Raw genomic sequence first — 17,966 nt, forward strand, 5'->3', positions numbered from 1 at the left:
GTCGGGGTGTCATACTCAACGTGAGAGGTGTTGATGGTGATACCACGAGCTTTTTCTTCTGGTGCGTTATCGATCTGATCGAAAGCACGAGCAGCACCGCCGTAGGTTTTAGCCAGTACGGTAGTGATTGCAGCGGTCAGCGTTGTTTTACCATGGTCAACGTGGCCGATAGTACCGACGTTAACGTGCGGTTTTGTACGTTCAAACTTTTCTTTAGACATCGATTGTCCCTCTAAGACACGGATAAATCGGTGATATCACCACATCAACCAGGCGAAAATGCCTGAACTGTTGAATACATTTACATTGAAACAGAGAGAAAGGGAGGGAGAAGTGAAGTGGTGCTGATACCCAGAGTCGAACTGGGGACCTCACCCTTACCAAGGGTGCGCTCTACCAACTGAGCCATATCAGCACGTATTGGAGCGGGCAGCGGGAATCGAACCCGCATCATCAGCTTGGAAGGCTGAGGTAATAGCCATTATACGATGCCCGCATCCTGAAACTCGGCTACCCAGTTCTTTCTGTAACAAAAAAAGAGATTTCTCTCTTTTCTGTTCGAGCTGGTCAATTTTTCCAACCAGCTCCGGCGGCGTTGACGCTGCCAGAAAGTGGTGGTGGGGGAAGGATTCGAACCTTCGAAGTCTGTGACGGCAGATTTACAGTCTGCTCCCTTTGGCCGCTCGGGAACCCCACCGGACTTGATGGTGCCGACTACCGGAATCGAACTGGTGACCTACTGATTACAAGTCAGTTGCTCTACCTACTGAGCTAAGTCGGCATCAAGTAGCGCGCATTCTATGGAGACCTGCGCAGTCATGCAACTAAAAAATTGCATAAAACGTTCTTTCGCTCACATTTTATTCGAAACCAGGGCTAACCGCTGTAAATTCATCCGCTCGCGATTAAAAATCCAACATGAACGCCTGATTTCGGCACGCTATAGCCCCGGGTGATGCCTGCCCGGTTAAGCATCGCTTTCCCATATTTTTTCTTATTATTCCTCTCATCTGGTGTTAACCTCCTGCCCATTGTCCAAAATTAACTATGTGATGAGCCCGCACCCGCCGTTTCGTGATGGTTCACAGAAGCATGCTTATGAGCAAAAAAGAGCAAACGTTAATGACGCCCTATCTTCAGTTTAACCGTAGCCAGTGGGCAGCCCTGCGTGACTCCGTCCCTATGACACTGACGGAAGGTGAAATCGCACGGCTAAAAGGGATAAACGAAGATCTCTCCCTGGAAGAGGTGGCAGAAATCTATCTCCCCCTCTCTCGCTTGCTTAACTTTTATATCAGCTCCAACTTGCGTCGTCAGGCCGTACTGGAACAGTTCCTCGGCACGAACGGTCAACGTATTCCTTATATCATCAGTATTGCGGGCAGCGTGGCAGTGGGTAAAAGTACCACCGCGCGCGTGCTTCAGGCGCTGCTGAGCCGCTGGCCGGAACACCGCAGCGTGGAGCTGATCACCACCGACGGCTTCCTGCATCCCAATGAGGTGTTGAAAGAACGCGGCCTGATGAAGAAGAAGGGCTTCCCGCTCTCTTATGATATGCACCGCCTGGTAAAGTTTGTCTCTGATTTAAAATCGGGCGTGCCGAACGTTACCGCACCGGTCTACTCGCATCTGATCTACGACCGCATCCCGGATGGTGACAAAACGGTGGTGCAGCCCGACATCCTGATTCTGGAGGGCTTAAACGTACTGCAAAGCGGGATGGATTACCCTCACGATCCGCATCACGTGTTTGTCTCTGACTTCGTCGATTTCTCAATTTATGTGGATGCGCCTGAAGATCTGTTGCAACGCTGGTATATCAACCGCTTCCTGAAGTTCCGTGAAGGGGCGTTCACCGACCCGGATTCTTACTTCCACAACTACGCTCAGCTCTCTGAAGAAGAGGCTATCAACGTGGCGACCGGGCTGTGGAATGAGATCAACTACGTCAACCTCAAAGAGAACATCCTGCCGACGCGCGAACGTGCAAGCCTGATCCTCACCAAGAGTGAGAAACACGCCGTTGACCAGATTCGTTTACGGAAGTAGATCTCAGACGTAAAAAAAACCGGCTAATCGCCGGTTTTTTCCTTTATGCATGCGGCTTTTCGCCGTTTTCATCCTGATCGACCGCGAAGCAGGCCACCAGCTGTCCGCCATAATCTTTCAGTTGTGGCTGCAACTGCGTACACGGACCGAAGCGGCGACGGCAGCGGGCGTTGAACGCACATCCCGGCGGCGGGTTAAGCGGGCTTGGTAACTCGCCGGTCAACTTAATGCGCTCACGACGGTCATCCGGGTTCAGTCGCGGCGTCGCAGACAGTAGTGCCTGAGTATATGGATGACGCGGGTTATTAAAGATCTGATCTTTCGTCCCCTTCTCTACGCAGCGTCCCAGATACATCACCATCACCTCATCGGCAATGTGCTCAACCACAGACAGGTCATGGGAGATGAAAACGTACGACAGCCCAAGATCCTGCTGTAAATCCATCATCAGGTTCAGCACCTGCGCACGCACGGATACGTCGAGCGCCGAAACCGGTTCATCGGCAATCACCACGTCCGGGTCGAGCATCAGACCACGGGCGATGGCGATACGCTGACGTTGACCGCCAGAGAACATATGCGGATAGCGATCGTAATGCTCGGTTTTCAGGCCCACCTTCGCCATCATCGCCAGCGCTTTTTCACGACGCTGCTCTTTGCTCAGGTTGCTGTTGATCAGCAGCGGCTCTTCCAGAATCTGCCCCACTTTTTTTCGCGGGTTCAGCGAACCATACGGATTCTGGAACACAATCTGGATTTTCTGACGGCGCAGTTTCTGCGCCTGCGGATCGTGCTTGAGCAGATCCTGGCCCTGATAGTAAAGCTCGCCGCCAGTCGGAACTTCAATCATCGTTAACAGACGGCCCAGCGTGGACTTCCCACAGCCAGATTCCCCTACCACCGCCAGCGTTTTTCCGCGTTCGAGAGTAAAGGAGACACCATCCAGCGCTTTTACCAGGCGCTCAGGAGCAAAGAGGCCCTTCTTCACCGGGTAATGTTTTTTCAGGTCGATGGCCTGCAACAGCATTTGTTGCGTACTCATAGTGTTGGCCTCCCGGCATCATCGAGTGGGTAGTGGCATTTCGACTGACGTCCGTCAGCTAGCAGGTTCAGCTCCGGCTCGTCGACGCGGCATTTATCCGTCGCATACGGGCAGCGCGGGTTAAGCAGACAGCCCTGAGGACGGTCATATTTACCCGGTACCACCCCCGGCAGCGAGGCCAGACGCGCTTTATCCTGCGCGAACTCCGGCAGCGCGCGCAGCAGCGCCTGCGTATAGGGATGACGCGGGGCCCGGAAGATATCGTGTGAACTCCCGGTCTCCACCACCTGGCCTGCATACATCACAATGATTTTGTGTGCCGCTTCAGCCACCAGCGCCAGATCGTGCGTAATCAGCACCAGCGCCATATTCTCTTTCTGCTGCAACTCCAGCAGTAGCTCAATAATTTGCGCCTGAATGGTCACGTCCAGCGCGGTTGTCGGTTCATCGGCAATCAGCAGTTTTGGACGACAGGCAATGGCCATCGCGATCATTACACGCTGACTCATCCCACCGGACAACTGGTGCGGATAAACGTCCAGACGCGATGCCGGATCGGGTATACCCACCTGCGTCAGCAGGTCAATAGCGCGCTGGCGACGGGTTTGCTTGTTACCGCCCTGGTGCACCTTAATGGCTTCCATAATCTGGAAACCCACGGTGTAACACGGGTTCAGACTGGTCATCGGGTCCTGGAAGATCATCGCCACTTCCGCTCCCACCAGCTGGCGGCGCTGTTTTTCGGAAATGCGCTGCAGATCCTGACCATTGAACTCCAGGCTTTCCGCCATTACGCGGCCGGGATAGTCAATCAGACCCATGATTGCCAGTGAACTCACTGACTTACCGGAACCGGACTCCCCAACGATACCAACCACTTCGCCCTGATTTACGCTATAGCTGATGCGGTCCACAGCACGAAACGGTGTGCCTTCATCGCCGAAGTGCACCGATAATTTATCTACATTTAATAACGCCATCTCGTGCCTCTTACTGCTTCAGTTTGGGATCAAGTGCATCACGCAGACCATCACCCATCAGGTTAAATGCCAGCACCGTCAGCAGAATCGCCAGACCCGGGAAGGTGACGACCCACCAGGCGCTTTGCGCGAACTGCAACACGTCGGAGAGCATGGTGCCCCATTCCGGTGTTGGCGGCTGCGCACCCATGCCAAGGAAGCCAAGAGCGGCCATATCGAGAATGGCGTTAGAAAAACCGAGCGACGCCTGAACAATCAGCGGTGCAAGGCAGTTAGGAAGAATATTGACGAACATCTGGCGCATCGCCCCCGCACCCGCCACTCGAGATGCCGTTACATAATCGCGGTTCACCTCGACCAGCACGGCCGCACGGGTTAATCGGACATAGTGAGGAAGCGCAACGAACGTTAGCGCGAGCGCGGCATTGCCTATCGAAGGACCAAAGACCGCGACCAGCACCAGGGCCAGCAGAAGGCTTGGCAATGCCAGCATGATATCGACGATACGCATGATGACGTTATCAACGATGCCGCCGAAGTAGCCCGCCACAAGACCAAGCACAACGCCCATGATCAGCGACAACACCACAACGAGACAGCCAACCAGCAGAGAGAGGCGCGCGCCGTACATCAGACGAGACAGCACATCGCGGCCAACGTCATCAGTACCGAGCAGGTGCGTCAGGCTACCACCTTCCTGCCAGGCCGGTGGCGCGAGCAGCGCATCACGGAACTGGTCCGCGGGGTTATACGGCGCAAGGAAGTTCGCAAACACCGCAATCAGGATCATGATGGAAACATACACCAGCCCGACGACCGCGCCTTTGTTGCGCTTGAAGTAGTGCCAGAATTCCTGCATCGGCGTCATTGGCACCGGTGCGGTAACCGCTTTATTTTGAGTAACTTGTGACATGATGGCCCCTTACTTCTTATGACGAATACGCGGGTTCACCACGCCGTACAGCAAATCGACCAGCAGGTTGACGAGGATAATCATCGTCGCGACCAGCAATACACCGCCCTGCACAACCGGATAGTCACGGCGTTGCAGCGCATCAATCAGCCAGCGTCCAAGGCCTGGCCAGGAGAAGATGGTTTCGGTCAGGATCGCCCCAGCCAGCAGCGTACCGACCTGCAAACCGATAACGGTCACCACCGGCAGCATGGCGTTACGCAGGGCATGAATGATGATGACGCGCATACGGGTCAGACCTTTAGCGCGGGCAGTACGAATATAATCTTCGCCCAGCACTTCCAGCATGGAGGAACGAGTCATACGCACGATCACCGCAAGTGGGATGGTGCCCAGCACCATTGCAGGCAGGATCATGTGCGCAACCGCATCAATGAAGTTGCCCTCTTCGCCCCAGATCGCCGTATCAATCAGCATAAAGCCGGTTAACGGGTTGGTGTCGTCAAGGAAAACCATATCGCTGACACGTCCGGAGACCGGCGTCAGGTTCCACTGCACCGAGACCAGCATGATCAGCATCATGCCCCACCAGAAGATAGGCATGGAGTAGCCGGTCAGTGCCAGGCCAACGGCGGTGTGGTCGAAAATAGAGCCACGCTTAACGGCAGCCAGCACGCCGACGGGAATCCCCACCGCGGTCGCGAAGATCATGGCGCAGATGCCGAGTTCCAGCGTCGCCTGGAAACGCGGCACGAACTCGTCCCACACCGGAAGACGGCTTTTCAGTGAAATCCCTAAATCGCCATGTAATACGCCCCAGATGTAGTGGAGGTACTGCTGCCACATCGGCTTATCAAGGCCGAGTTCAGCCAGCAGTTGCGCATGACGTTCAGGGGAGATACCACGCTCGCCCGCCATAATCATCACCGGATCACCCGGGATCATATGGACGAAGGCAAAAGTGAGAAGGGTGATACCGATAAACGTCGGGATAACCAGTCCCAGACGTCGGAGGATGAACTGCAACATAACCCGGATTCTCTCTGATGACGCACGCTCAGTAGCGTGACGTCTGTATTGCTCACAAATGTAAATTCCCTCTCCCTTCGGGAGAGGGTTAGGGTGAGGGGATGCATGCACGCCCCTCACCCCTGCCCTCTCCCACAGGGAGAGGGAGAACACCCTACTTATTATTCAACAGACACGTTTTCGAAGTGGTGTTTGCCCAGTGGATCGACCACGTAGCCCTTCACTTCTTTACGCACTGGCTCGTACACGGTGGAGTGAGCAACAATCAGCGCCGGAGCCTGATCGTGCATGACAACCTGCGCTTGCTTGTACAGTTCGATACGTTTGTTGTGATCATCGGTCGCACGCGCTGGCTGGATCAGGTCTTCAAACGGCTTGTAGCACCAGCGAGAGTAGTTGGAACCGTCTTTCGCTGCCGCACAGCTGAACAGGGTCGCGAAGAAGTTGTCCGGATCCCCGTTGTCGCCGGTCCAGCCCATCATGACCGCCTGGTGTTCGCCCGCTTTGGCGCGTTTCAGGTACTCGCCCCACTCGTAGGTCACAATTTTGGCCTGTACGCCAATCTTCGCCCAGTCAGCCTGAACCATTTCCGCCATACGACGTGCGTTCGGGTTGTAAGGACGCTGTACCGGCATCGCCCACAGCTCAACGGTGAAACCTTTATCCTGGCCCGCTTCTTTCAGCAGCGCTTTCGCTTTCTCAGGATCGTAGGTGTAGTCCTTAATGTCGTCGTTATAGCCCCACATGGTTGGTGGGATCAGGTTCTTGGCCGCAACGCCAGCGCCCTGGTAAACGGCTTTGATGATCGCTTCTTTGTTCACCGCGTAGGTCAGCGCCTGACGCACTTTCACGTCATCGAACGGTTTCTTCTCGGTGTTGAAGGAGAGATAACCCACGTTCAGGCCCGCCTGCTCCATCAGGTTGATATTTTTATCCTGCTTCATGCGCGCGATGTCAGCCGGGTTTGGATACGGCATCACCTGACATTCGTTTTTCTGCAATTTTGCGTAACGCACGGATGCGTCAGGCGTGATGGAGAAGACCAGACGGTCGATCTGCGGCTTGGTGCCCCAGTAGCCCGGGAAGGCTTTATACAGAATACGGGAATCTTTCTGGTACTGAAGCAGCTGGAACGGGCCGGTACCGATTGGGTTCAGGTCCACTTTTTCCGGCGTGCCGGCTTTCAGCATGTTGTCCGCGTACTCTTTAGAGAGAATAGAGGCGAAGTCCATCGCCAGGTCAGCGAGGAATGGCGCTTCCGGACGCGTCAGCACGAACTGAACGGTTTTATCGTCCACTTTTTTCACTTCAGCAATCAGGTCTGGCAGACCCATCCCTTCGAAGTATTCATAGCTGCCGCCAGACACTTTATGGTACGGGTTCTGGGCATTTTTTTGACGGTCGAAGGAGAACACTACGTCGTCGGCGTTAAAGTCGCGCGTAGGTTTGAATTCTTTGCTGTCCTGCCACTTCACGCCCTGACGCAGGTGGAAGGTATAGGTTTTACCGTCTTCGCTGATATCCCACTTTTCAGCCAGGCCAGGAATCACTTCCGTGGTACCGGTTTTAAATTCAACCAGACGGTTATAGATCGGTACAGAGCTTGCGTCGTAAGTCGTACCAGAGGTAAAGAGCTGTGGGTTAAAGCCTTCCGGAGAGCCTTCAGAACAGTAAACCAGGGTTTTTGCCTGTACGCTTGCTGCGACGGTCATGGCCACCAGGCTCAGACCAAGCTTCAGCATCCCTGACTTCTTCAAGGAAATACTCATTATTGTGCTCCAATGTGATGTTTTGCTTTGTTGTGTTACGCCGCCTGACCTTTATTTATTTTTTACCCGGTCCGGTCGGTGATGCCCGAGGGCGTTAAAAGGGATAGAGAATCCTTTCAGAAGAGCGTTTGAGTTGCAGCGCAGATCCTCCCTGAAATGCCCCTCGTGCCCTACAATCTGTCAACAGAATGTGAAAACGTCAATACAGGTGGCGGGGATTTACGTGGAGTGTGAGAAACCGCAAACAAAGATTAAAAAAACTCTGAATGCCAGTTTTCAGCAGAGAAATTTATGCTACTCGCCATGTTGCAGCACAAACCCCTTCCTATTTCGCAACACCCAGTGATTAAGTTTTATTCAGAATGGGTAAATTTTCTTACAGAATGGTGATTATCTGAGCACTAAATACCGCGAACGTTAAAACGCACAGCGAAAAATGCTGAGGTTATCCATAAGCAACGCGAAAAAAGATCAAACTATATATAAAAAAATACAATGGATTATGTCACAAAACCGCAAGCAGGCAGGGGGAAGCAGGGCTAAGGGGTATTTTGAGGACTCGTGTGGGGTAACGCGTTAATGCAAAAAGGGCTAACCTTGCGGTTAGCCCTTTTTAGAATGTGGTCGGCGAGAGAGGATTCGAACCTCCGACCCACTGGTCCCAAACCAGTTGCGCTACCAAGCTGCGCTACTCGCCGAATGCGGAGCGCATCTTACTGCTGAGGTGCGCCCTCGTCAATCCCTTATTTTCAAAAAGCCATTCAACTGGCGATATTCTCGCCAGACCAGCTACTGCGCGGCTTTTGTGGTGTTATCAGGGAGTTTACACCAGTTGTTGTTTTCGTTAATCCCACCGTTCGGTGAGGTATAGCCGAGACAGCCCATAATAGTGTCGTACAGCTCAACGTGACGGCGCGGTACCTTAATCTCTGCCTGCTGTTTCAGGTGGGCAAACATTTTGGCTTTGTCCGGGTTTTCCAGATACTTGTCCGACATCCACATGATCATCGGCACGCGGAACTGCTCTGGTGGCGCCAGCTTACGCGGCGTACCGTGTAAATGCTCTTTCTCGTTGATGGACTCGCCGTGGTCGGCCGCGTAGATCACAATCGCTTTCTTATCGCGAAGCTGGTCAATCACCCGGCTGAGGAAGGTATCCACATACAGAATCGAGTTATCATAGGCATTGATCAACTCCTGCTTGCTACAGTTCTTGTTAATGCCGACGCACTCAGGCGTCCATTTGGCGAAATCGCGCGTGTAACGCTGATAGTAGCTGTAGTGTGACCCTTTGGTATGCAGAACAATTAGGTGCTTACCCTGCGGATGGTTTTTCAGCGACTGTTCCATCTCAGAGAGCAGCAGCATGTCATCAACGTTCTTTCCGCGGTTACGCGGCTCGGCGCCAATCTGCTCGCGGTAGGCGATGTTATCCGCCATGGTGTTGGTGTAGAACCACATCTCACTTTGCATGGCGAACAGATCGGAGCTAAATCCAAGCTGCTTCAGAACAGCAAATACGTTTTGCTCTTTGAGAGTGCGCTGAGGGTTATCACTCGCACCGCCCTCGCGAACAAACATACAGCGCAACGAGAGCTTCGTGGCGGTATCGCAGGAGTAGCCGCGGTATGCCACCAGATTCTTTTCCTGCGCCAGTTTCGGGGTGGTATCGCGGTCATAACCGAGAATACCCATATGATCCCAGCGCGTCGTTTCGCCGATAACGAAGACCACGTAAGTATCATCCAGCCCGTCAGCCGGAGCCTGGTAGGTGAACTTTTTGGTTGGGTTAATCAGCGATTTCACATCGCTGGATTCGTCCGCCTGAGCCCAGGCGTAAAGACCTAACGCCGACAGCCAGTTAGACGGCAGGTACGAGTTAGCCACCACGCCGCCGTAGCTTGGCATATCCACGCCTGTCGCTTTTTCGATCCGTTTTTGCTGCTTTTCCATCAGGCGAATAGGCGCCCATACCAGCAGACCCGCCAGAAGAACGACGGCGACGTTGCGGATGCGCTGTCCCCGGGTACGCAACTGGCGTAACAGGGTGTAGCGACAGGTGTTACTCCAGATAAAGAAGAGCGGGATCAGGCAGGTCAGAATCGTCCACAGGATGAACCCTTGACCCACCACCTCTTTCGAGAGGTCGATGTCCGTGGTCATCACCGAGGCCACAATACCGTAGCCAATGACCACGTTCATGAATGTCATGTAATAGCTTGCGGCGGCGGAGATAATCACCACCAGCGAGGCCAGAATTTGCCATGTACGACGGCCAAAGAGAGAGAGCAGGCGTAACAGGAAGAAGGTCGCCAGAATTGAGCCAAACACTTCAATCGCGGCAAAAATTCCATTTCTTACAGTGAGGTGTTCGAAATAACCTTCCACTCGTCTGAACAGCACCGCGCCATTCAGAAACAAACCGATATAGACAGCCAGCATCAGACACAATCTTTGCTGGGTAAGAGACCTAATATATTTCATGCAAACAACCCTGGGGGAAGGGGTATAAAAACCCGCCGAATCTCAGTGAGAAAGCTGACAGAGTAAGTAGATGCGAGAGAAACCGTTATCAGAAACGTCTACAAGCGCGATAAGTAGACCACAGCAGGGAAGAAAAGTGGCAGCAGAGAATGTGAATCGATGAAGATTTTTACAAAATAGCAAGTCCGGAAGCGATTTAGAAATAAATAAAAGAGGCCCTGCGGCCTCTTTTCATCGCATCATACATGCGCTTCTTTATACAGTTCGCGCTGCGGCTGACGGATCGTGGTGGACAGCGCCAGCGAAATAATCAGCAAAGCGAATATCACGCAGAAGGTCACGTAGAAGCCGCCAAACAGCGAGGCAATCAGTGAACCGCAAATACTGCCGATACCGAAGCCGAGATAAATGACGCCGTAGTTTTTCGCCAGGTTGTTCAGGCCGAAGAACTCGCTCACCAGTGACGGGAAGACGGTAATAGTGCCGCCAAAGTTAAAGGCTACGCAGGCAATTGCTGCAAAGAATGTCGCCTCGTTCAGCGGAGCGAACAGCAGTGCTGCCATACCCACCAGGGAGATGACCTGCCCCAGCGTAATCACACGGATACGGGCGATTTTGTCAGACAGGATACCCAGTACCAGACGACCCGAGAGGTTAGCGATGGAGATGACCGTTACCGCGTTCGCCGCCGTCGCCGCGTCCAGTTTTACCATCCCCTGCGCGATATCTTTCGCCACACCGATGACATACAGACCGCTCATGCAGGCCGTCAGGAACATCACCGCCAGCATCCAGTACTGCGGCTTACGCATGGACTGAGCGAGGGTGAAATCGTTCTCCACCACGCCGTTAACGGTTTTCACTTCCTGCTGCGGCGCATCTTTCATCAGCGTGGCGCCGAAGAGGATCATTACCAGCACAATCACGCCCCAGATCATAAAGGTTTTCTCAAGCCCAACCGAGGCCAGCAGATGGGAGTCAATGAATTTGAACCCCAGGCTGCCCAGGCCATATGAACCAATGGCAAACGCGGAGATAAGCCCTTTACGCTCCGGGAACCACTTCACGCAGTTAGACAGCGTCAGCAGATAACCTGCGCCGTCCGCCAGACCCACCAGCACCCCGGCGCTTAGCCACAGCATCATCAGGTTGTTTGAATGTGCCGTCAGGAAGAAGCCCACGCCCAGCAGGATCCCGGAGGCCATGGTTACGCGCTTCACGCCGAAGCGCTCCTGAAGTTTGCCCGCCACGGAAGAGGAAATCGCTAATCCAAGGCTCAGCAAGCCGAAGGAGAATGCCACCTGGCTTATCGGTGCGCCGAGCTTATCGGACAGGGCGCTGTTAAACAGGCTCCAGGTATAGACCGAGCCCAGTGCGAACTGGGTAACGATGGTGCCGAAAAGCGTCAGCCAACGCGTGCGGTTATAAGTTGATGTGTTCATGGCAGTGTCCTGCAAGAGAAATTAAGGAAGTTCGCTGAGGACACGATAAACAAAACCCCAAAACGCCAGGGGTAAAACGGCATGAAATGCAGGAGATACGGAATGAAATGCCTGGAAGCGGGAATGAATGACCTTGCCGGAAAAGAAAACGCTTAAAGGTGAGTGACCACTATCACCACAGCCCGCGCCGTTATTGTATTAAATATGTTACCGCAGCGTTTAAAAAAGTAACAATCCTAAAATTTGGCGCTTAAGCCCAGGGTGTACAAATATTCTTCCTCCGACTGCTGGTTGTAGCTGATCTTCGCCCAGGGATGTAAATCACCATACTGCGTATCAACGCGCCACCCCAACGAGTTCACGCTGGCATGCCAGAGGGGAGCGGTAAGCGGCTGCGTGGTAGTTGCCTCACCAAATGCATTCACCGTTGCAGGGAGAGCGCCATCAGTGCGCCACGCCATGACGGGGCCGGTGGTAAAATGTCCCGCCACGGGAAAATTCCAGCCAACGCTCAGAACGGTTTCCGCATCTGAACCGGATGGGTCGTTCAGGGCAAAGCCCGCAGCATTCTGCGAATGGTTGATACGCTCCGCGAGAATATCTTCATAACGAGGTTGGTGATCGGCGTCCCATGTATAGCGTTCCGTCGTATTACTTTGTGCATCTGAAACGATATATTCCTGTTGCCACGCAAAAGCGGTGTTACATATAAGCAGGCAGGCTGAGACACCCACCAGGCCAGAAGCAGCATGGCGACCACTGATTTTTTTTAACATCATCAAAGCGACTCCAGAAAGAGCCGAGTTCGGCGATATATGTCATTGTTCGAAGAGGTATTAGGGCGTATAGCCCTGTATTAACTATTGTCTCTTTAGCAAACACGTCAAGCCGGGCAGATTGAAATTTTTGCGTTTACCGTATCAGGAAGGGAGATGACCTATGCAACGTTGCGGCTGGGTAAGCCAGGATCAGCTTTATATCGATTATCACGACAAGGAATGGGGCGTGCCGGAAACCGACGGTAAAAAACTGTTTGAAATGATTTGCCTTGAAGGCCAGCAGGCCGGGCTGTCGTGGATCACCGTTCTGAAAAAGCGTGAGAACTATCGCAAGGCCTTCCACCATTTCGATCCGGTTGCGGTGGCCGCCATGACCGACGAAGACGTGGAAAGGCTGGTTCTGGATACCGGTATCATCCGCCATTGCGGTAAAATTCAGGCCATTATTGGTAACGCGCGTGCTTATCTGGCGATGGAGCAAAACGGCGAACCCTTCTCAGCTTTTGTCTGGTCGTTTGTGGATAACGAGCCGAAGGTGACGCAAGCCGCCACGCTTGCAGAGATCCCAACGTCGACCCCCGCCTCAGATGCCCTGTCAAAAGCGCTGAAAAAACGCGGCTTTAAGTTTGTGGGCACCACCATCTGTTACTCCTTTATGCAGGCCTGCGGGCTGGTCAATGACCATATTAAGGGCTGCTTCTGCCACCCGGAGGGCCACCATGATCCGCAAATGGCAAAGTGAGGATACCGCTCCGCTTTTGAGTCTGTGGCTGGAGAGCACCACCGAGGCGCATCCGTTTATCGACGCAAGTTACTGGCAAGCGAATGAAGCGGTAGTGCGGGATGATTACCTTCCCGCCGCCGAGACCTGGGTCTGGGAGGAAAACGGTACCCTGTGCGGTTTTATCAGCGTCATGCAGTTCCAGTTCGTGGGGGCGTTGTTTGTCGCCCCGGCGTTCATCGGAAGGGGGATCGGGCGTGCGCTGCTGAACTATGTTCAGCAGCACTACCCGTATTTAACCCTGGAGGTGTATCAGAAAAACGTGCGGGCGGTGAATTTCTATCATGCTCAGGGTTTTCGCATCGAAGACAGCGCCTGGCAGGATGATACCCAACACCCGACGTGGATCATGAGCTGGCAGGCGGATCAAATGCCGTAAGGGGAAGCGCCGGCCCCTCATATTTCTCCACCCATGCCAGCGCCGTATTCCCCGCACAGCCATTCCCCAGCTTCGAGCTGGGGAGATCTTTGGTCAGCACGTTTACGGCGCCGTTCTTACAAATACCGCCCTCGTCCAGCGCCAGATCCGGCCATGCTCCCTGATGAATGCAGAACACGCCTGGGCGGATCCCGTCACTCACCACGGCGCCAGCCAGCACCTGCCCGCGTGCGTTCCAGACGCGAACGAGATCGCCGTCGTTAATCCCCCGCGCCTTTGCATCGTCGCTATTCAGCGCGATCGGCTCACGACCCGCCACCGCATACTGCTCGCGCAGAGCCGAATAGTTGAGCTGGCTGTGCAGACGATGGGCAGGATGGGCAGACAGCAGCTGAAGCTGCCCCGGCTGCGCATTGCCATGCCATTCGTCCGGCTCCAGCCACGCCGGGTGCGGCGGGCAGTCCGCGTAGCCAAAGCTGGCGATGCGCTCGCTGTGGATCACAATCTTCCCGCTTTCGGTTTTTAACGGGTTATTCTCCGGATCGCGACGGAAGTCAGCAAAGCGCACAAACCGCGCGTTCTGCTCGCTTTCCGGCATTTCGAAGAGTTGATTCGCCTCCCAGAACTCAGCAAATGGCGGCAGCGTCACGCCCTGCGCAGCCCCGCGCTGGCAGGCAATCTGGTAAAACGTTTCCAGCCATTGCAGATCCGTTTTGCCCTCGGTGAAACGCTCCCGTCCGCCCGCTTCCCATAATTCACTCAGGTCAGCAAAGACGTCAAAATCATCCCGCGCTTCATCCCGGGGAGCCACTACGCGCTTCATCGGCACCATATGCTGGTTGCTGTAATCCCCCGTCATGGTGAGATCGTTACGCTCGAACGAGGTCGTGGCGGGCAAAACGATATCGGCATGTTTCGCTGACGCGGTCCAGAAGCACTCCGAGATCACCACCAGCTCCGGTTTCTGCCAGGCGCGGATCAGGCGGTTGGTATCCTGGTGATGGGTGAAGTTGGCCCCACCCGCCCACCAGACAAACTTAATATCCGGGAAATGGCGATCCTGACCGTTGTGCTGATAAAACCCGCCGGGGTTCTCCAGAGCTTCAACAATGCGTGCCACCGGAATTTTATCCACAGCGTCCACGCCCCCCTGCACCGAGCCCTGCATGGACGCCAGCACCGCCGCTTTACGCGTCGGGTTACCGCCGTTGGCAAAGTGATAGGAAAGGCCAAAACCGCCGCCGGGTGTGCCAATCTGCCCAAGCATCGCGGCGAGCGTCACCAGCATCCAGTGCTTCTGCTCGCCAAACTGCTGGCGCTGCATCCCCCATCCGGACATGAGCATCGTGACATGGCTATGGAATAACGCTGCCAGTTCGCGGATTTTAGCGGCATCAACGCCGCAAATCGCCGCAGCCCACTCTGCGGTTTTGGCGATACCGTCGGTTTTGCCCGTCAGATAGTCGGCAAATTTATCGAACCCCGTTGTGCAGCGCGTCAGAAATTCCGTGTCGTGCCAGCCCTTCTCCACCAGGGTGTGGGCGATACCCAGCATCATCGCCACGTCGGTGCCCATATGCGGCGCGATCCACTCGGCGCTGTCGCCGAAGAAATCAAGCGTTTCAGAACGCATCGGATCGATACAGATGATGCGCTTGCCGCTTTTGCGCAGCGCATCGAAGTAGGAAACGCCCTGCTCGTCGGACGCATTCCAGGCAATTTTAAGGGTATTGAGCGGGTTGGCGCTCCACAGCACCACCACCTCTGTATGCTCCAGCACCAGCGGCCAGCTGGTCTGCTGCTGATAAACCTCATTCCCGCCCACGACATACGGCATGATCGCCTGCGCCGCGCCGGTCGAGTAATCACCCAGATGGCCGGTATATCCTCCGGCCAGGCTCATATAACGTTGCAGCAGGGTTGCGGCCTTATGCAGCACGCCGTTTGAGCGCCAGCCATAGGAGCCGGCAAAAATGGACGACGGGCCATAGCTGTCGCGGATGCGTTTATGCTGCGTATGGATCAGCGCCAGGGCATCGTCCCAGCTCACGCGCACGAACTCATCCTGCCCGCGAATACCTTGCGGTTTATCCGGTGATGCCAGAAAGCCTTTACGCACCATCGGCCAGCGTACGCGAGTTTTGCTATGTACCTGATCGCGAACGACGGTCTGTAAAGAGTTGAGATGGCGCGAAGGCAAAGCCCCGCGAGACGACAGCACGGTGTCGCCATCGGTTTCGACCAGCATCGGCCCCCAGTGGGCGGCGGTCAGAATGGTTTTTGTTGAGGTGCTCAAAGCGTGCGCTCCTGGTTGCGTGCAGGTATGACGGCCTTTCATTGAGGCAGTTTATCGTTTGTGACAAATTTCAGAGTTATACACTGAATTTTCTCCGTATTCGGACGTCATAATCCACTGCCACGTCCGTCGTGGCAAAGAATAAAAAGGATTAAGGAAATAAGATGAAAAAACGCGTACTCGTTATTGCCGCTCTGGTGAGCGGTGCACTGGCTGTTTCAGGCTGCACAACCAACCCTTACACCGGCGAACGCGAAGCGGGTAAATCCGGCATTGGCGCGGGTATTGGTTCCCTGGTGGGCGCTGGCGTTGGCGCACTCTCCTCCTCCAAGAAAGATCGCGGTAAAGGTGCGCTGATTGGCGCAGCGGCAGGCGCAGCCCTGGGCGGCGGCGTGGGTTATTACATGGATGTGCAGGAAGCAAAACTCCGTGACAAAATGAAAGGTACAGGCGTGAGCGTGACGCGCAGCGGTGACAACATCATCCTGAACATGCCAAACAACGTGACCTTTGACAGCAGCAGCGCGACGCTGAAACCCGCAGGCGCGAACACCCTGACCGGCGTGGCCGCGGTGCTGAAAGAGTACAACAAAACTGCCGTGAACGTGATTGGCTACACCGACAGTACCGGCAGCCAGGATCTGAACATGCGTCTGTCGCAGCAGCGTGCCGATTCCGTGGCCAGCTCGCTGATCACCCAGGGCGTAGAAGCGAACCGCATCCGCACCAGCGGCATGGGTCCGGCTAACCCGATCGCCAGCAACAGCACGGCGGAAGGCAAAGCGCAGAACCGCCGCGTTGAGATTACGTTGAGCCCTGTGCAGTAGGTAAAAGCAAAACGGCAACCCCGTTGCCGTTTTTAGTGTTTGCGCCCTCTCCCGTGGGAGAGGGTTGGGGTGAGGGCATCAGGCCGCCACCCGGCAAATTGCTTGATTCGTCAGATTTTCCCGTTAAGGTATTCTCACTAAATTCAGGGAAATCAGCGATGAGCAAACCAACCCGGGCCACCATCAGCGACGTGGCGAAAGCCGCCAAAACCGGTAAAACCAGCATTTCACGCTACCTCAACGGCGAGAAACACCTGCTTTCCGATGCGCTGCTGGCGCGAATTGAACAGGCCATTGCCGATCTCGACTACCGTCCCAGCCTGATGGCGCGCGGCCTCAAGCGGGGTCGTACCCGTCTGATTGGCCTCATCATCGCCGATATCACCAACCCTTACTCCGTTAACGTCCTCAGCGGCATTGAGGCGGCGTGCCGTGAGAAAGGCTTTACCCCGCTGGTCTGTAACACCAATAACGAAGTTGATCAGGAGTTGCACTACCTCGATCTGCTGCGCAGCTATCAGGTGGAAGGGATCGTGGTCAATGCCGTCGGGATGCGCGAAGAGGGACTGAATCGCCTGCAACAATCGTCGCTGCCGATGGTGCTTATTGACCGCAAAATCCCGGAATTTGCCTGCGATGTGGTCGGGCTGGATAACACCCAGGCGGCCACCACTGCTACCGAACATCTGATTGAACAGGGTTTCGAAGCCATTTTGTTCCTGAGCGAACCGCTGGGTATGGTTAACACCCGCCGCGACCGCCTGGCTGCATTTCGTGCCACGCTGGCGCGTTATCCCGGTGTGATCGCCGAAAATGCCGAAATCTCCCTCCATGAAGCCGGTCAGCTGGATAATACCCTGCGCCAGTTCCATACCCGCCATCGGGGTATGCGCAAAGCGGTGATCTCCGCGAACGGGGCGCTGACGCTTCAGGTTGCCCGCTCGCTTAAACGCATTGGCCTGCACTGGGGCAGCGACATCGGCTTACTCGGCTTTGATGAACTGGAGTGGGCTGAACTTGCTGGCGTAGGCATTACCACCCTCAAACAACCCACCTGGCAGATCGGCTATGCCGCGGTTGAACAAGTGGTTCGCCGCATTGAAGGCACCCGCGACGCCGTACGCGAGCAGGTTTTTTCTGGCGAGCTGATCGTTCGCGGCTCTACTGCCCGTTAATTTCCCCTTCGTGACAGCGAT

15 protein-coding genes and 5 tRNA genes are annotated in these 17,966 nt (G+C 54.8%); 5 read left to right on the plus strand and 15 right to left on the minus strand.

The genetic code is table 11. The features are described from left to right. The 5 genes from IM282_RS07580 to IM282_RS07600 form a co-directional block, all read right to left on the minus strand. Positions 1–221: GTP-binding protein (locus tag IM282_RS07580; protein ID WP_000031665.1), on the minus strand; the 221-nt coding region annotated here is incomplete at its 3' end. A 118-nt stretch (positions 222–339) separates the two neighbouring features. Continuing rightward, positions 340–415: transfer RNA gene (locus IM282_RS07585), tRNA-Thr, on the minus strand. A gap of 6 nt (positions 416–421) precedes the next feature. Beyond that, positions 422–496, minus strand: a tRNA-Gly gene (locus tag IM282_RS07590). A gap of 116 nt (positions 497–612) precedes the next feature. Next, positions 613–697 (minus strand) — tRNA-Tyr (locus IM282_RS07595). An 8-nt stretch (positions 698–705) separates the two neighbouring features. Further along, positions 706–781: transfer RNA gene (locus tag IM282_RS07600), tRNA-Thr, on the minus strand. Positions 782–1,098: 317 nt separating this feature from the next. Between IM282_RS07600 and coaA the strand changes: the two genes are divergently transcribed. Next, a complete protein-coding gene (gene coaA, locus IM282_RS07605) occupies positions 1,099–2,049 on the plus strand; it encodes a type I pantothenate kinase (RefSeq protein WP_032622068.1) in 951 nt (316 codons plus the stop codon). A 43-nt stretch (positions 2,050–2,092) separates the two neighbouring features. On the opposite strand, the gene dppF is transcribed toward coaA, so the two are convergent. The 9 genes from dppF to IM282_RS07650 all read right to left on the minus strand — a co-directional run bounded on the left by dppF (position 2,093) and on the right by IM282_RS07650 (position 12,487). Continuing rightward, the gene (dppF, locus tag IM282_RS07610) at positions 2,093–3,091 is read right to left on the minus strand and encodes a dipeptide ABC transporter ATP-binding subunit DppF (RefSeq protein WP_022646698.1); all 999 of its coding nucleotides are present in this window, start codon (positions 3,089–3,091) and stop codon (positions 2,093–2,095) included. Beyond that, positions 3,088–4,071 carry a dipeptide ABC transporter ATP-binding protein gene (gene dppD, locus IM282_RS07615; protein ID WP_010426220.1) on the minus strand — a complete coding sequence of 328 codons (984 nt, stop codon included), beginning with the start codon at positions 4,069–4,071 and terminating at the stop codon, positions 3,088–3,090. The genes dppF and dppD overlap by 4 nt, the downstream gene beginning before the upstream one ends. A gap of 10 nt (positions 4,072–4,081) precedes the next feature. After that, positions 4,082–4,984, minus strand: a complete 903-nt coding sequence (gene dppC, locus IM282_RS07620; protein ID WP_022646697.1) for a dipeptide ABC transporter permease DppC — start codon at positions 4,982–4,984, stop codon at positions 4,082–4,084. Positions 4,985–4,993: 9 nt separating this feature from the next. After that, positions 4,994–6,013, minus strand: a complete 1,020-nt coding sequence (gene dppB / locus IM282_RS07625; RefSeq protein ID WP_022646696.1) for a dipeptide ABC transporter permease DppB — start codon at positions 6,011–6,013, stop codon at positions 4,994–4,996. A 161-nt stretch (positions 6,014–6,174) separates the two neighbouring features. After that, positions 6,175–7,782, minus strand: a complete 1,608-nt coding sequence (gene dppA, locus IM282_RS07630; RefSeq protein WP_022646695.1) for a dipeptide ABC transporter periplasmic-binding protein DppA — start codon at positions 7,780–7,782, stop codon at positions 6,175–6,177. Between the two features lie 621 nt (positions 7,783–8,403). Continuing rightward, a tRNA-Pro gene (locus IM282_RS07635) sits at positions 8,404–8,480 on the minus strand. Positions 8,481–8,571: 91 nt separating this feature from the next. Continuing rightward, positions 8,572–10,266, minus strand: a complete 1,695-nt coding sequence (gene eptB / locus IM282_RS07640) for a kdo(2)-lipid A phosphoethanolamine 7''-transferase (RefSeq protein WP_022646694.1) — start codon at positions 10,264–10,266, stop codon at positions 8,572–8,574. Positions 10,267–10,505: 239 nt separating this feature from the next. Continuing rightward, entirely contained in the window at positions 10,506–11,708 is a 1,203-nt protein-coding gene (locus IM282_RS07645) for an MFS transporter (protein ID WP_023299065.1), read from the minus strand. Positions 11,709–11,944: 236 nt separating this feature from the next. Then, complete coding sequence (locus IM282_RS07650; RefSeq protein ID WP_192970290.1) at positions 11,945–12,487, minus strand: lipase; 543 nt, start codon at positions 12,485–12,487, stop codon at positions 11,945–11,947. 160 nt (positions 12,488–12,647) lie between these two features. On the opposite strand from IM282_RS07650, the gene tag reads away from it, so the two are divergent. Further along, positions 12,648–13,229 (plus strand): DNA-3-methyladenine glycosylase I, encoded by a 582-nt coding sequence (tag, locus tag IM282_RS07655; protein ID WP_032626511.1) that lies wholly within the window; start codon positions 12,648–12,650, stop codon positions 13,227–13,229. Then, the gene (locus IM282_RS07660) at positions 13,207–13,647 is read left to right on the plus strand and encodes an N-acetyltransferase (protein ID WP_022646690.1); all 441 of its coding nucleotides are present in this window, start codon (positions 13,207–13,209) and stop codon (positions 13,645–13,647) included. Before tag ends, IM282_RS07660 begins: the two co-directional genes overlap by 23 nt. Here the strand turns inward: IM282_RS07660 and IM282_RS07665 are convergent. Then, positions 13,616–15,985 carry a molybdopterin guanine dinucleotide-containing S/N-oxide reductase gene (locus tag IM282_RS07665; protein ID WP_048965801.1) on the minus strand — a complete coding sequence of 790 codons (2,370 nt, stop codon included), beginning with the start codon at positions 15,983–15,985 and terminating at the stop codon, positions 13,616–13,618. The genes IM282_RS07660 and IM282_RS07665 overlap by 32 nt on opposite strands. A gap of 122 nt (positions 15,986–16,107) precedes the next feature. On the opposite strand from IM282_RS07665, the gene IM282_RS07670 reads away from it, so the two are divergent. Beyond that, positions 16,108–16,770 carry an OmpA family lipoprotein gene (locus IM282_RS07670; RefSeq protein WP_022646688.1) on the plus strand — a complete coding sequence of 221 codons (663 nt, stop codon included), beginning with the start codon at positions 16,108–16,110 and terminating at the stop codon, positions 16,768–16,770. A 158-nt stretch (positions 16,771–16,928) separates the two neighbouring features. Next, entirely contained in the window at positions 16,929–17,945 is a 1,017-nt protein-coding gene (locus IM282_RS07675) for a LacI family DNA-binding transcriptional regulator (protein ID WP_023305241.1), read from the plus strand. The last annotated feature ends 21 nt before the right edge of the window (positions 17,946–17,966 follow it).

It is taken from the genome of Enterobacter cloacae complex sp. P29RS (assembly GCF_014893445.1).
Lineage (GTDB): Bacteria > Pseudomonadota > Gammaproteobacteria > Enterobacterales > Enterobacteriaceae > Enterobacter > Enterobacter intestinihominis.

Coding starts and splice junctions, on each gene's coding strand:
- tag (WP_032626511.1), top strand. CDS start 12,648: ATGCAACGTTGCGGCTGGGTAAGCCAGGATCAGCTTTATATCGATTAT.
- eptB (WP_022646694.1), bottom strand. CDS start 10,266: ATGAAATATATTAGGTCTCTTACCCAGCAAAGATTGTGTCTGATGCTG.
- IM282_RS07650 (WP_192970290.1), bottom strand. CDS start 12,487: ATGATGTTAAAAAAAATCAGTGGTCGCCATGCTGCTTCTGGCCTGGTG.
- dppF (WP_022646698.1), bottom strand. CDS start 3,091: ATGAGTACGCAACAAATGCTGTTGCAGGCCATCGACCTGAAAAAACAT.
- coaA (WP_032622068.1), top strand. CDS start 1,099: ATGAGCAAAAAAGAGCAAACGTTAATGACGCCCTATCTTCAGTTTAAC.
- dppB (WP_022646696.1), bottom strand. CDS start 6,013: ATGTTGCAGTTCATCCTCCGACGTCTGGGACTGGTTATCCCGACGTTT.
- dppC (WP_022646697.1), bottom strand. CDS start 4,984: ATGTCACAAGTTACTCAAAATAAAGCGGTTACCGCACCGGTGCCAATG.
- dppA (WP_022646695.1), bottom strand. CDS start 7,782: ATGAGTATTTCCTTGAAGAAGTCAGGGATGCTGAAGCTTGGTCTGAGC.
- dppD (WP_010426220.1), bottom strand. CDS start 4,071: ATGGCGTTATTAAATGTAGATAAATTATCGGTGCACTTCGGCGATGAA.
- IM282_RS07665 (WP_048965801.1), bottom strand. CDS start 15,985: ATGAAAGGCCGTCATACCTGCACGCAACCAGGAGCGCACGCTTTGAGC.
- IM282_RS07670 (WP_022646688.1), top strand. CDS start 16,108: ATGAAAAAACGCGTACTCGTTATTGCCGCTCTGGTGAGCGGTGCACTG.
- IM282_RS07645 (WP_023299065.1), bottom strand. CDS start 11,708: ATGAACACATCAACTTATAACCGCACGCGTTGGCTGACGCTTTTCGGC.
- IM282_RS07660 (WP_022646690.1), top strand. CDS start 13,207: ATGATCCGCAAATGGCAAAGTGAGGATACCGCTCCGCTTTTGAGTCTG.
- IM282_RS07675 (WP_023305241.1), top strand. CDS start 16,929: ATGAGCAAACCAACCCGGGCCACCATCAGCGACGTGGCGAAAGCCGCC.